At 60.0% G+C, this 13,864-nt stretch carries 12 protein-coding genes and 2 pseudogenes; 7 read left to right on the top strand and 7 right to left on the bottom strand.

Going from position 1 to position 13,864, the window contains the following annotated elements; genetic code table 11:
• The first annotated feature begins 2 nt into the window (after nucleotides 1–2).
• Together FQ705_RS28625 and FQ705_RS28620 are read left to right on the top strand one after the other, a co-directional pair.
• A pseudogene (locus tag FQ705_RS28625) lies at nucleotides 3–930 on the top strand (LysR substrate-binding domain-containing protein).
• 218 nt (nucleotides 931–1,148) lie between these two features.
• Nucleotides 1,149–1,643 carry an FUSC family protein gene (locus tag FQ705_RS28620; RefSeq protein ID WP_186308039.1) on the top strand — a complete coding sequence of 165 codons (495 nt, stop codon included), beginning with the start codon at nucleotides 1,149–1,151 and terminating at the stop codon, nucleotides 1,641–1,643.
• Nucleotides 1,644–1,670: 27 nt separating this feature from the next.
• On the opposite strand, the gene FQ705_RS28615 is transcribed toward FQ705_RS28620, so the two are convergent.
• From FQ705_RS28615 to FQ705_RS28595, 5 genes are all read right to left on the bottom strand, one after another.
• Nucleotides 1,671–2,267, bottom strand: a complete 597-nt coding sequence (locus FQ705_RS28615; RefSeq protein ID WP_144147200.1) for a cytochrome b — start codon at nucleotides 2,265–2,267, stop codon at nucleotides 1,671–1,673.
• On the bottom strand, nucleotides 2,264–3,325 hold the full coding sequence (locus tag FQ705_RS28610) for a catalase family peroxidase (protein ID WP_144147197.1): 1,062 nt from the start codon (nucleotides 3,323–3,325) through the stop codon (nucleotides 2,264–2,266). The genes FQ705_RS28615 and FQ705_RS28610 overlap by 4 nt, the downstream gene beginning before the upstream one ends.
• A gap of 236 nt (nucleotides 3,326–3,561) precedes the next feature.
• Nucleotides 3,562–5,109 (bottom strand): sulfurtransferase TusA family protein, encoded by a 1,548-nt coding sequence (locus FQ705_RS28605; protein WP_144147195.1) that lies wholly within the window; start codon nucleotides 5,107–5,109, stop codon nucleotides 3,562–3,564.
• A 162-nt stretch (nucleotides 5,110–5,271) separates the two neighbouring features.
• Nucleotides 5,272–5,634, bottom strand: coding sequence for a DsrE family protein (locus FQ705_RS28600; RefSeq protein ID WP_144147192.1), 363 nt, complete (start codon nucleotides 5,632–5,634; stop codon nucleotides 5,272–5,274).
• Between the two features lie 61 nt (nucleotides 5,635–5,695).
• A complete protein-coding gene (locus FQ705_RS28595; protein ID WP_144147189.1) occupies nucleotides 5,696–5,929 on the bottom strand; it encodes a sulfurtransferase TusA family protein in 234 nt (77 codons plus the stop codon).
• Nucleotides 5,930–6,184: 255 nt separating this feature from the next.
• On the opposite strand from FQ705_RS28595, the gene FQ705_RS28590 reads away from it, so the two are divergent.
• Nucleotides 6,185–6,523, top strand: coding sequence for a BON domain-containing protein (locus FQ705_RS28590; RefSeq protein WP_260854660.1), 339 nt, complete (start codon nucleotides 6,185–6,187; stop codon nucleotides 6,521–6,523).
• A 176-nt stretch (nucleotides 6,524–6,699) separates the two neighbouring features.
• Complete coding sequence (locus FQ705_RS28585; RefSeq protein ID WP_144147183.1) at nucleotides 6,700–7,284, top strand: flavin reductase family protein; 585 nt, start codon at nucleotides 6,700–6,702, stop codon at nucleotides 7,282–7,284.
• Nucleotides 7,285–7,299: 15 nt separating this feature from the next.
• Here FQ705_RS28585 and FQ705_RS28580 read toward each other — a convergent pair.
• Nucleotides 7,300–7,560: pseudogene (locus FQ705_RS28580) on the bottom strand (NAD(P)/FAD-dependent oxidoreductase); the annotation flags it as partial.
• 243 nt (nucleotides 7,561–7,803) lie between these two features.
• Here FQ705_RS28580 and FQ705_RS28575 point away from each other — a divergent pair.
• Entirely contained in the window at nucleotides 7,804–8,565 is a 762-nt protein-coding gene (locus FQ705_RS28575; RefSeq protein ID WP_144147180.1) for an SDR family oxidoreductase, read from the top strand.
• A 16-nt stretch (nucleotides 8,566–8,581) separates the two neighbouring features.
• On the opposite strand, the gene FQ705_RS28570 is transcribed toward FQ705_RS28575, so the two are convergent.
• Complete coding sequence (locus FQ705_RS28570; RefSeq protein ID WP_144147177.1) at nucleotides 8,582–11,194, bottom strand: MMPL family transporter; 2,613 nt, start codon at nucleotides 11,192–11,194, stop codon at nucleotides 8,582–8,584.
• Nucleotides 11,195–11,456: 262 nt separating this feature from the next.
• Here FQ705_RS28570 and FQ705_RS28565 point away from each other — a divergent pair, with 262 nt between their 5' ends.
• Together FQ705_RS28565 and FQ705_RS28560 are read left to right on the top strand one after the other, a co-directional pair.
• Nucleotides 11,457–12,506 (top strand): YhcG family protein, encoded by a 1,050-nt coding sequence (locus FQ705_RS28565; protein WP_144147174.1) that lies wholly within the window; start codon nucleotides 11,457–11,459, stop codon nucleotides 12,504–12,506.
• A 337-nt stretch (nucleotides 12,507–12,843) separates the two neighbouring features.
• Complete coding sequence (locus tag FQ705_RS28560) at nucleotides 12,844–13,857, top strand: aldo/keto reductase (RefSeq protein WP_144147171.1); 1,014 nt, start codon at nucleotides 12,844–12,846, stop codon at nucleotides 13,855–13,857.
• Nucleotides 13,858–13,864 lie beyond the last annotated feature (7 nt).

Raw genomic sequence — 13,864 nt, 5'->3', positions numbered from 1 at the left:
TCATGAAAACCACGCTCGACGAAATGCTCACGTTCGTCACCATCGCGGACGTCGGCTCATTGACACGCGCGGCGGAGAAGTTGCATCAGCCAACCTCGGTGATGAGCCGACTGCTGCGCCGCCTTGAAGAGAAACTCGACACGACGCTGATCCGGCGCACGACCCGAAGCCTCGAACTGACCGAAGAAGGGCAGATATTCCTCGAGCACGCACGAGGCATTCTCGCTTCAGTCGAGGTCGCGGAGGAGCAAACCGTTTCTTATCGCAGGCAACCCGCCGGGCGATTGCGTATCAACGCGGCCACACCGTTCATGCAGCACGTCATCGCGCCGCTGATTCCGGAATTTCATCGAGCCTATCCGGACATCGAACTCGTTGAACACCAGTGACGAGGTGATCGATCTGATTGAACATCGCACTGATCTTGCGATACGAATCGGGGAACTGCAGGATTCGACCTTGCATGCGCGCAAACTAGGCAGCAGCCGGTTACGTGTGCTGGCCAGCCCCGGCTACCTGGAACGGGCCGGTACGCCGAGGTATCCCGCGGATCTGGAGAGACACACGCTACTGGGCTATTCGCAACTCGATGTGTTGAACAACTGGCCGCTTCGTCACGATGGACAATTGTCGTTCAAGGTTCGCCCGGCCCTGCGCGCATCGAGTGGCGAAATGCTGCTGGCGCTCGCGACAGAGGGTGCGGGCATCGCATGCCTCGGTGACTACATGGCGAGCGCGGCAAGACGCCGCGGCGCCCTCGTTGAGCTGCTGGTCGACGACAGGGTTGAACTGTTGCGACCGATTCATGCGGTCTACTATCGCAACACCCGCCTGTCTGCGCGGATCTCCATTTTTCTCGACTTCGTCGCCGATCAGCTAAAAAGCAGAAGCGAGATCGAGCAGGATGAATCGATCACGCGTCCTGTCTGACCCTGCCCAATATCTTTGCTCCCGTTTCAAATGAGTTTTCGCAACCTTTGTGTTCCCAACGAAGCTGGCGAGGTCGATACTTGCGGCATTTGTTGATCAGATCGCAGCGGTTGGAAATTTAGCGTCGGCCCACGGCGATTGGGTCATGCGATGGACGAGAACGGGGTGAACCGCTGGCCATTGAGAGAAACCGTCTAATGAATATGCTTCGCTTATCGATGAAGAGAGTTGAGATCGGACAGCAACTGGCATTCGTGATCCGTTGTGCCCTTGCCGCCGTGGTGGCGTATAAGGTTGCCGAGCTATTGGGCCTTTCCATGCCCGTGTGGGCCTCCATCTCGGCACTGGTCGTATCGCAGGAACGTTGGCACGAGACACGCGCTTCGCTTCACGAGCGTATTCAGGGAACCTTGCTCGGCGTCGGCATTTCGCTTGCGGTGAACTTTCTGGCCATGCCGTTTCACGTCCCGCCGTTGATGCAGCTGCTGGTCGCAGTCGCTTTCTGCGCGACCATCGCACGTGCCGATCGGGGCCTGCGGGTTTGCATGTGGACTTGCCCGCTTGTTTTGATGTCGGGGAAATTGGGCGGCGAAGTCGTGCTGACCACAGGCTTATATCGCTCCATTGAAATCGTGATCGGCTGTCTCGTCGCCGCACTCATCCACTGGATGGTGGAGAGACTGCTCGCGGCTCGCGAGATGTCCCGCACCTGAACCTGCGGTTGCCTGTCGGACGCCGATCTAGTTTCGCGTGACACTACTGTCGCGTGGCAGATCAGTGCTCGTGGAAAGTGTCGAACGCGATGCACTCCACGGCGCCATGGTTTGAAAAACGCCGTCGCGTCGGATTAGTCCATGAAACAGGGCCGCCGCCAGATGAACGACAATGAGCGCAAAAAAGCAAAGCGCGAGAAACCGGTGGGCATTCCATAGCAGCGTATGCAGTCCATTGCTATGCGGTGCGATGGGCGGCAATTGAATCCCGAGTATGACGACGGGATAGTCTGCGGCAGACAGCATGCTCCAGCCGAGTAACGGCAACGCAATCATCAGCACGTAAAAAGCCAGGTGTGACAGATGCGCAGCCAACTTCATAACCTGCGGCATCGCTTCCGGCAAGGGCGGCGCGCCGCGCCTCAATCTGACGACGAGCCGGATCAGCGCCAGGACAAGAATGAGAATGCCCAGCGGCTTATGGGCGGATACCAGTGACAGAGAGTCCGGCCGAATCGTCGATACCATGCCGACACCGATAAAGAGCATCGCCAGGATACAGATCGCCATCAACCAGTGCAGGGTACGCTGCAGCGCTGTAAAACGCAGTGTAGTCGGGCTCATTGTCCTGATCCTCCCGCGTCGGTATGCGGATAGTGGTTGTCTTCGGCGGTTCGGCGATTGAACGACACAGCGTAGGCAGCTGAGCGTGCGGCGGGAAAAGGATCGTCCGATACATGCATGCCGCCTGGCAGCACGGTGGGATCGAAGTTGAGATCGCGGCAGGGCCCGTCGGGTTCGGACTCGATGGCTTTCACGACCAGTGTGCCGGCCGTCACTGTGCGGCGGTCATCGGGCCACGCTTTGCTGGGGTCGGCCGTCGGATCCTCCGGATTGGCCACGGTAACGATCATCGTCCAGCGTTGCGGCGCATTGGCGACGCGCTGGGTGATATCCGCATCCAGAAAATCCGGCCCACGTTGCTTCAGTTCTTCTGCGGACAGGGTTTGCGGCGTCGCGTCCGGTACCAGCGACCAGCGTACGGTACTGTCCTGTCCAGTAGCATTCGTGAATACGAAACTGTCGAGGCTATTGAAACGTTCCTGCGCATACGAGCCGGTCATGGGCGTGGTGCTTGCCCACTTAAAAAATGCGGGAAACTCGGGATGAGCGGCGATGAAATGCTTCATCGCATCGGGGTCGTCTTTGTTTCCGAGCGCCTGTAGCAACGCATAGAACGCCTGAGGGGTGGCGACGGCGAAGAACGGTGCGTCGATCATCGCCGAGCGCCACTCGCTGCCATCGGGCGCGACGATGCGCAACCCCAGGCCGCGCACACGCACTGTCGGGTCTGCTGCTTTCGGATCGGGCGTTCCCAGATTGAATCGGCCGGTGACGGCATAAGAGCCGGCGACGAACATCGGCGCCTTCGATAACGAAGCCGCGTTGCCATTGGATTCGAACGTGCCGGTGAAGCAGATGCCTTTTGCGTGATTGCGCCGATATCCCAGCGCCGCGCCGCCCGGCGGCGCGAGCTTGTCGACGAGCCGGGCGGGAGTCAATCGTCCGGGCGAAAGCCAACCCGCTGTGAAAACGAAAGCCGCGACGATCACGACCACCACGACGGCAATGATAATGAAAGAACCGACGGGGGAAGGGTTAGAACCTTGTCTGTCATCCATCGATGCACCCAGTCAATGATTTGGAAGAGGATCTATCGGCGCTGTCTTGATGTGAAAGACCCGCTACTGCAGCCCGTTGAGGTGCAGTGGGTCGCGTAATTTTTGCGTCCCGACCCTACGGTAATCCAGTCGGCCGAAACATGCGGGTTGCAAATGCGCGTTCATAAAACGTGCGAACCCACAATCGAGCCGTTCCGTTCGATTTGAAAAGGATCGCCGGTTTTTCCGGCGTCCGGTCACACGCTGTGCCGATCCCGCAAAATCATGGCGGCTTCTGCAAGTGCGCGCAGCTTTGCCTCGGCAATCTGGCTGCTGCTGACCGGTGCATCGGCGAATGTCGCAAATCCACAGTCTGGATTGAACAGCACGCGTTCTTTGCCGAACAGGCTGATTGCTTCCTCACCTTTGTGTAGCAGATGTTCGAGCGATTCGACATGCGCATGTTTCTGATTGCAAAGGCCGATACCGATGCGCTGCAGGTCAGGCAGCTGTTTCAGTATCGCCATTTCGCCGGAGCGCGGCGTGCACAATTCGAGGAAGAGCGTACCGACGTTCAGTGCAGCGAGGATGTCGATGAGTGGACGATAGTCGCCAGTCATCGCCTTGCTCTCGTCGGTCGTCCAGTTTCCGCGGCACATGTGCATGGCAACCCGATCCTGTGGAAATCCTTCGACCACCGCATTGAGCAGATCGCGCGCAAAGGCCAGTTCAGTGGCAGGGTCGCTCTTTCCGGATAGCGCACCGCACATGAAGCTGCGTTGGCTGGTGGTGCCGGAAAACGCCACTTCCGACAACACGGGTTCGTCGAATTGCACGAGTGCGGCGCCTTGCGCCAACAAGGCCGCGAGTTCCTCGCGCAGCACCCGCACGATATCCACTGCGAGCATCTCGCGATTCTGATAGGCGCGCTCCGAGATGCATTCCATCCACATCGTGCGAGTCAGCAGATAGGGGCCCGGCAACGCCACCTTCACTGGACGGTCCGTCAGGCTGCGCGCATAGGCTAGCTCGTGCGTTGCAAGCGGTTTGCCGCGCCCGATTGGACCGAATACAGCCGGATGACGGACCTCGCCGGCCGGCACGTCGAGCGCGCGCAACTCCTGCTCGAACGTCTGAGGATCGTCGACGTAGGGAAGGAGGTCGGTGAGTGGAATCAGCTGGCAATTGTCGAGCAGGCCGCCGACGAAACTCGCGTAGGCGTCGCGGCGTTGCTCGCCGTCCGTGACCACGTCGACGCCTGCGCGCAACTGTGCGGCGATTGCGAGCTGGACGGCATCATCGGCAATCGACTGGAAACTGGCGGCGTCGAGCTTGCCCTCGATGTGCTCATGCAAGGCCTGCAACATCCAGCGTGGACGCGGCCAGCTGCCGATGCCCATCACGGCAAGCGGTTGAATGGCGGGCGCGGGCGCCGGCGCCGGCAGCGTGTCCGGAATCGTGACAGGTACCACGTGGATCGACGCGCGTGGGTGTGCGTCCCGCGAAGCTTCGGTTTGCGCCTGGAGCGGCGGCGATGCTTCGCTTGTGAACGAGCCCCGGCTGACGAGAAAGCTGCGCCGCTTGCCGGTCTTTGTCCACGATACGAGTTGATTGCCTGTCATCCGGCACCACGCCGGCAAATCCGATTCGACGGAGGTGTCGGTCGAGCGGATTTCGAGCAACTGGCCGCGCTCGAGCGGGTCGATATGCTTGCGAATCAGCAGTAGCAGGCCATTTCCGCAATCGAGATCGCCGCCGTCGAAGCTGACGGCCGGCGTGTAGAGGTGGTGCGTCGAAGCGTCCATCAAGCAGGTCCCATAGAGGCTGCGCGAGGTGTAGGTAGCGGGGGGCTGACGCCGCAGCGGAGGGCCTTGCGCGCTAAGGCGGCCCGAACGATGCGAGCGGTCAGGGACGAATCGATGCCGGCCGCACCGGCAACGAACCTTGTCCGAATTGTCGTGGGCGCCTCAGTAGCTCAGGCTGGGACAGGCTTCGCCCATGAATTCGACCAGCATCGCACCGCCGACGATTTTGGCGCCGGGAATCAGCTTGTCTTCATCGAGTGCGCGCTTCTTGAAGCACGGCGAGCAGACATAAATCTTGCCCCCTGCGTCGACGAAGCTGGTGATGAGTTCCTTGAGCGGCGCGAAGCCGGGCTCATGGATATCGTCCGCGTAACCGGACTGGGATAGATGGGTGCCGTCGACATTCAGGAACACGACAACGTCTTTGTCGCTGGCGACCGCCGCGTTGGCCACGACGAAAGCGACCGTGGCGCGATCGGTGTCGTCTTTGGCTCGAGTCAGACTGACCACGAATTTTCCGGACACGATATTCTCCTTACGATCGGTGGACGGGATCGAGATCCACGCCGCTCCACCGTGCGCGGCGTCAACCTTTGGCTTTGATCAGGAAAATGCCCTTCTGGGGGTCGGCCAGCAGCAGCTGGTGACCCGTGATACGGCAATACGACGGAATATCTTCGATTGCCCCTCGATCCATGGCGACCAGTCTGATCACCTGACCGGGCATGCCACGTAGCTTCGTCCGCAGCTTGAGCAACAGTTCGCCGCAGCCGAGCTCTCCGGCATCCCATTCGACGTCGAACAGGGGGTTTGCGCTCATCGCAGGTAATTCATCCGATTCCGGCACGATCAGTCATGGAAAGTATTTCACAGCGCTCAGCATACGCGATATCACGCGCGCTGCATCGCTGATGGAACGATAGTAACGCGCGGGCGTGAAGCGGGGACTCCCCGTGACTATGCGTAAAAAACAGGGCGATTGAAAAAGACAAAGGCGGTTAGTTACGGAATGATGGCTTGTACAGCAGCACTTTTTTAAACGGTTTCTCACTCAAAGGAGTTGAACGTGAACTCAATGCTTGCCCGCGCAATCGGCATTCTTACTGCAACGACGATTTCCATCGGTGCGATCGTGGTTGCACCTGTCACTTTTGCTCAAACGACTCCGGCCGCTACTGATGCGAAGACGCAGCGGCAAGCGAACCGGAAACTGGCTCGCGATGTTCGCAAAGCCCTGGAGAAAGCCCAACTCAATGTCGATGACATCAGAATTCTGGCGAGAAGTGGCGTGGTGACGCTGGACGGCACCGTGCCCGAGGGCGATGACGTTTCCAAGGTTCCGGCTATCGCTTCCAAGGTTCCAGGGGTGACGTCGATAGCCAACAACGTCGGCGTGCGCGAAGAAGGGCATTAAACACCGATAGGGTGGGCGGTAAGAAATGGTCGGCCGTCGACGACCGGAGCGAACGCTATACGAAGGCGCGTTGGACGTTGGTTCGCTCCGGTTTCAATCGCATGGTCGACATGCGTAATCGGGCCGAATGATAAAATGCCGAACTACGTTCACAAGTTTCGACGCGAAGAGGACGCATGCAAGTTACTCGAGAACCCGTCGCGTTGTCGCGGGCGACGCGACTACTGAATCACGGACCCGTCACGATAGTTACCAGCGCACATGGCGGGCGCACGAACGTGATGGCGGCCTCATGGGCGATGCCGCTCGATTTCGACCCGCCCAAGGTGGTGGTCGTGGTTGATAGCCATACGCAGACGCGCCGCCTGATCGGGGCGAGTGGCGTGTTCGGCCTGCAACTGCCCAGCCGCGCGTTTGCCTCGCAGACGCTGGCGGTCGGCACTCACAGCGGCGTCGATCTCGACAAATTCTCGACCTTCGGTCTCGAAACATTTCCGGCTCAGAACATCGATGTGCCGATGATGTCCGGCTGCATTGCGTGGCTGGAATGCAAGGTGATTCCCGACGACAGTCAGCGGCTCGATCTGATTATTGGAGAAGTGGTCGCGGCCTATGCGGACACCCGCGTGTATTCGAACAACCGCTGGCATTTCGGCGACGATCCCGATCTACGTACCTGCCATTACGTGGCCGGCGGCTCATTCTTCGAAACGGGCGCGGCGTTCGAAGTGACCGCTGCGACGAGTGGCGAGGCGGCGTAACCGATCGCGGGATAGTTAGTGCAACTTCACGCACGGCGCGATCTTGCGGCGCATCCAATCCGCGAACATGTCCAGCACCATCCATGGATAACCACGTAGCGCGGCGATATGCATCCGATACAGCGATGCGTACATGTAGCGTGCAAGAAGCCCCTCGACAGACATATTTTTGCCAATCAGACCGCCCATCAGACTGCCGACCGCAGAAGAATGGCCGAGCGATACGAGAGAACCCGGGTCGCGATAGATATAGAGCGGCAGGGCGGCGCCCTTCATGCAGCGTTCGCAGTCTATCTCGCGGTCGATTCGGCTTCTTTCTCGATTGCACGTTATATCGAAGGAAACCGGGCACGAGATATCGCGCGGCGGTCAGCATGCTTTCTGTCGAAGCAGTTTTCCTAACGCGAGCCGGGACTTAATCTGCTTTGTCTTTGCATCGCGCTATGGTTATTCTTGTGGCTGCATTCAGTCAGACCCAGCCGTAAAGCATTGCAACACCATCACATGAAGGCTCATTAAATGGATACCGTCTCGCAGGCGCCGTTGATTCTTATCACGGGTGGAAGTCGTGGCGTAGGCGCGGCGACCGCGCGGCTTGCTGCTGCACAAGGCTACGATGTAGCGATAAGCTTCGTCTCCGACGAATCAGCCGCCCTTGCGGTGGCAGCCGACGTAGAAGCGCTGGGGCGCCGGGCTTTATCCGTGCGGGCGGATAGCGCGGATCCGGAGCAGGTTGTTCAACTATTCGCCGAGATTGACCGGCAATTCGGTCGGATCGATGTTCTGGTGAACAACGCCGCGGTACTGGCGCCCCAGTCTCGCCTGGAAGATCTTGAATTCGAGCGTATGCAGCGTATTTTCGCCGTCAATTCGATCGGCCCTATCCTCTGCGCACAGCAGGCGATCAAGCGGATGGCTTATCGTCACAATGGGCGGGGCGGCGCGGTCATCAACATCTCATCGGCATCGGCCCGGCTCGGCAGTCCAAACGAATATGTCGACTATGCTGCGTCGAAGGGCGCCGTCGAGACGTTCACGATCGGCTTTGCAAAAGAAGTCGCGCGGGAAGGAATACGGGTCAATTGCATTCGCCCCGGACACATCTATACCGACATGCATGCCAGCGGCGGAGAGCCGGGGCGCGTGGATCGCGTCAAGGACTCGATCCCGATGGGACGAGGTGGTCAGCCTGAAGAGGTTGCGCGGGCGATCCTCTGGCTAGCAAGCGCCGAGGCGTCCTTTATCACCGGCACTTTCCTCGACGTCACGGGCGGCAAGTGAGCAACGGGAAACGCGCTTACCCTGTCTGACTGACCGTTTCAATTTGCGCCGCTCGTGGCCTGCCCATCAAGACTGGCTGGAATACGACGGCGCCGATCAAGGTCGATATCAGCGATAGCGCAAGCAACGCTCCGAGACTGGAGGTGCCGGGGTGATGCGAGAACCAGAGGCTGCCGAACGCCGCGCCGGTCGTTCCTGCGCTGAACAATACCGCATACGTGAGGCTGGATTCGAGCAGCCGCGTTTCACCACTGCGCCATGCCATCACGTAGTAGATTTTGAACGCGACACCTACGCCAAGCATCAACGGCAACGCGATGATGTTGGCGAAATTCAGCTGCAAGCCCAGTGCCACGGAAAGCTCCAGCGTCACCAGCGCGGAGACCAGCAACGGCACGACCGTGCGAAGCATGTCGTCGAACCGGCGTAGCGCAAACCACAAAATAACGATGATCGAGACCAGCGCATACACGCTCGCCTCGACAAAGGCCTTGATCACCAGATCGGCCGAATGAAGGATCGAGATCGGCCCGCCGATCGCATCCGGCTGCGCTGCGCTGACAGCTCGCGCGAACCGTCGCAGCATCGCGTCGTCGCCCGGATCGACGCCCGCCGGCACTTTCGGCGAGATTTCGACGATGGCTTGGCCGTCGGCGGCCATCCAGTCTTTTGCGATATCGGGTGGCAAACTCGCACGGGTGATTTCGGCGGGCTTGAGCAGCGTCGAGAGCTGATTGAGTGCGATCTTCAATGACGCGGTCATCGAATATTCGGCGCGGTCGCGCGTGGCGCTCGAGGCTTCGGCGAGTTTCGTCAGCGTTTGCGAGAGCCGTTTCGCTTGCGCTGCGCCGGGGCCGGGATGGTCGTCGGCAGCGAGCGACAACTGGTTCGCCGCGCGTCGCAAGGCGTCGACGCGCGCTGCATCGTTCACGCCAGGCGCTGCGGTTTGCGTGAGCGAAGTTTGCAGAGCCTCTGCTGTGCTCGCGATTGCTGGGAGCTTCTGCGGCTGATCGGTGGGAATGAAGGTGGTGAGGGTAATGGTGCGGCCGACTTCGGGAAGCGCCGACAAACCGGTGGCGACTTTGTCGGCGTCCGTGAGCGAGTTGGCCAGCACGCGAACATTGTCGACGCCGGTCTCCGGTGAATCCCTTAGCGCATTGAGTGTCGCCATCGACTCCGAGTGCGGGTCTTTCAGATGCAATGGATTGAAGTCGAAGCGTAGATGCAGGAGTAACGGCGACGCACCCAGAATAATCACCGCTGCTACGACCAGCATCACCTTGCGGTTCTGCTCGAGGAACTCGTCGACGCCGGCGAGTCGCGTGAAGTGCGGCGAACTGGTCTCCTTGCCGGGGCGCATCACTTTGATGAGCGCGGGCAAGAGCGTCACACTCGTCAGATAGGCGACGATCATTCCGACACCCGCGATTTTTCCGAGTTCGGAGACACCGCGATAGGCGGTCGGAACGAACGAGAAGAAGCTCACCGCAACGGCGATGGCCGCAAGCCGCAATCGGGCGCCCAATTTGCTGGCCGTATTGACCAGCGCGCTCAGGAGTCGTCCATCGGCAAAGCGCTCGTCCCGGTATTTGACCGTGAACTGGACGCCGAAGTCCACGCCAAGACCGACGAACAACACCATGAACGCGACGGAAATCATGTTGAACGAGCCCACCATCATGAGCCCGACTGCAGCCGTCACAAGCAGCCCGACAATGAGCGTGATGAAGACGCTGACCACCAGCTTGGCCGAACGCAGCGCGAGCCACAGAATGCCCAGCACGACGATAAACGTCGCGGCGCCATTGACAGCCGCACCGTCCTGGACGGACGCGAATTCGTCGTCGGCGAGCGGCTGTTCGCCCGTCAGGCGCACTCGCGCTGCATATTTCGCATCGAGATTCAGCGCGGCAGCGGTTTTGCGGATGGACTCTGTCGCGCCGCCGCCCGCTTTCAGCGACGCGTAATCCAGCACGGGCTGCACGAGGATGAACGAGCGGGCAGGCGGCTTCGCACTGTGATCGGTCAGCGTGCGCCAGGAGAAAGCGCTGGGCTGATTGGCCAACACGCCGTCGAGCACCGTCGCGCTGCGATCGATAAGCGGTGCCATCTCGCTCAGTTTGACCGTGCCGATCTGGAGCGGCAGAAGCAGGGTCGTTGTCAGCAGATTGGCAAGGCCGGCGAGGCTGGGGTCGTGGGCCAGCGCATTGATCAACGGACGCGCTTGCGTCAATTGATTCATGGTGGACTGCACGTCGTGCAAGGGGAGAAAGAGCAGTCCGTTGTGAGCGAAAAACGCTCCGGCGCCCGGTTGCGTGACCGACGTGAATCGGCCCGAATCCTTTTGCAGCGCATTCGTGAGGGCATTGGCGGCGGTGTCGGCGAATTCGGGGATTTGCGCTTCGACAACCACGAGTATCGAGCCGCCACGCTGCGGAAACGCGCGATTCTGCGCGTCCGACAATGCACTCCAGCGCTTGCTCTCGGTGAGGAGGCGGCTGGTATCGGTGTTGATCTTGAAGTGATGGACGACGTAGTAGCCGCTCGTGAATGCCAGCACAAGCGAAAACCCGATCACGCTAAACCGGTGACGGATGGACCACACGACAATCCGAAGGACCGACAACATGTGCGTGCATGCGGACGGAGAAGGATGGAATCCGTAGTGTAGCGTTGTTGTCCAATTCCCCATATTGCAACTAACGGTCAGTCGCGGCCGCCCCCGGCGCCGCTGCTTCGCAGCCAGTGAGCCGGCAGACCAGCAAGTAGGCAGCGAGCGCCGCGCCGATGCCCCACCGCCCGGCGACCGCCGTCGATTGCCCTCTCAAGCGTGAGCATCGATAATCGATGCAATCTGGTAGACGTTGCCGTTGCTATTCACTCTGGGCCCTATGACCGAAGTATCCTTCACTAGCGCTGACTACCTGGCCTGGCTCGCCGGCCTCAAATCCCGCGTCGAGCAGGCACGGCAGCGGGCCGCCGTGGCCGTCAACCGGGAGCTGGTGTCGTTGTACTGGCAGATCGGCTGCGAGATCCTCGAGCGGCAACGGCAGCAAGGCTGGGGCGCGAAAATCGTCGACCAGTTGGCGCGCGATCTACGCGCGGCGTTTCCGGATATGCGCGGATTTTCTCCGCGAAATCTGAAGTACATGCGTGCGCTGGCCGAGGCCTGGCCCGGCGAGGAATTTGTGCAACAGCCTGTTGCACAATTGCCGTGGTCTCACGTCATCACGTTGCTGGACAAGCTGAAGGAGCCCGAAGCGCGCGCCTGGTATGCCGTCAAATCCATCGAGCACGGCTGGTCGCGCAATGTGCTCGTGATGCAGATCGAGAGCCGGCTGCAGGAGCGCCAGGGGAGTGCCGTGACCAATTTCCCCCATCGCCTGCCGCCGCCGCAATCCGACCTCGCTCGCGATGCGCTCAAGGACCCGTACATTTTCGATTTTCTCGGACTGACCGAGAGTGCCCAGGAGCGGGACATCGAGACCGCGCTTACCCGGCACATCACGCGCTTCCTGCTCGAACTGGGCGCCGGTTTTGCCTTCGTCGGCAGACAATACCGGCTCGAGGTGGCCGGCGACGAGTTTTTTATCGACCTGCTGTTTTATCACCTCAAACTGCGCTGTTACGTCGTGGTCGAACTCAAGGCGACGCCGTTTAAACCCGAGTACGCCGGCCAACTCAACTTCTATCTGTCGGCGATCGACGCCCAAGTGAAGGCGCCCGACGACCATCCCACGATCGGGCTGCTGCTCTGCAAGGAAAACAATCGGCTTGTCGCGGAGTACGCGTTGCGTGGCATTGCCAATCCGATGGGCGTAGCCGAATATCAGCTGCTGCGTGATATCCCCGCTCCGCTCGTGCCCGACTTGCCATCGATCGAGCAGATCGAAATGGAGCTCGGACCGGATGGCGGACCGGAACTGCCCGACGGACAGTGACTTCGAACGTGCGTAGTTTTTCTGCGAGCTGTCGTCACGTGTATTGCACCTGAACCGAAAATCACGCGATATATACCTCGGTATAAGGTCACGCAATTTCTCCGCGACGACACGCGACTTTTGTAGGGCTTGTTCCCGGCACCTCACGAAGCTAACTTAACCCATCTGTAGTTCGAACTAATGCAGACAACGCAGTGGGTTTCAACGGATGCGTCCGGTACCGCGGCTGCGGCGTTCCTGCTTTGGCAGGTGGGTCAGCTGAACTCAAACCAACGCCGGTATGACCGCGGCTAAGTTAGTCAACTGAATTGGGGTCGTCGTGCCCCGGGAGCCAGCTATGAGTATCAGAAGCAGCTTGTTGAACGGTCCTTTGGGCTTCGGTGCCGCGCCATTGGGCAATATGTTCCGGAACATTCCGCAGGAAGAAGCGCTGGAAACCGTCGAGGCGGCCTGGCAGCAGGGCGTTCGCTATTTCGACACGGCGCCGTTCTACGGTGCGGGCCTGTCGGAATTGCGGGTAGGCGAGGCGTTGTCCGGCCATAAGCGCGACGAGTACATTCTCAGCACCAAAGTGGGTCGCATCATTCTGGACGAAGTGGAAACCGGAAAGCGCGACTTTGGCGAGAAAGGTGGCTTGTTCGAGTTCGGTCGGCCGAATCGTATCCTCTACGACTACTCGGAAAGCGGAACCCACAAATCAATCGAAGACAGCCTGAAGCGCTTGCGGGTCGATCGTCTGGACTTCGTCTGGATTCACGACATCGCGCAGGACTTTCATGGCGATGGCTGGCTTGCACTATTCGAAACAGCACGCACAGGGGCATTTCGGGCGTTGACGACGTTGCGGGAGCAAGGTGTCATCAAGGGCTGGGGGTTGGGCGTGAATCGCGTGGAGCCAATCGAACTGACCTTGGACCTGCAGGATGCGCACCCCAACGGCATGCTTCTCGCGGGCCGCTATTCGCTGCTCGATCATGAACTTGCCCTGCAACGTCTGATGCCGGCCGCTGCGGCGAAGAAGGTCGATATCGTGATCGGCGGCCCCTATAGCTCGGGGGTGCTCGCGGGCGGATCGCACTTCGAATATCAGAAGGCGTCGCCCGAGATTCTCGCTAAAGTCGAACGCATCAAAGCGCTGGCTGAGCGCCATCAGATTCCGATCAAGGCTGCGGCGTTGCAATTCTCGCTTGCGCATCCGGCATCGGCGTCCGTTATTCCAGGTGCGAGCCATCCCAGCCGCATCGCCGAAGACGTTGCCGCGCTGAGCGCGAAAATTCCCGACGACTTCTGGCACGAGATGCGTGCGGAAGGACTCGTCTCGCCAGTCGCACCGTTGCCAATCGACCGATAATAAGGGG

Origin of the sequence: Paraburkholderia sp. BCC1884 (assembly GCF_900996225.1) — a bacterium.
Lineage (GTDB): Bacteria > Pseudomonadota > Gammaproteobacteria > Burkholderiales > Burkholderiaceae > Paraburkholderia.
This window is presented reverse-complemented; position numbering and strand designations above follow the sequence as displayed.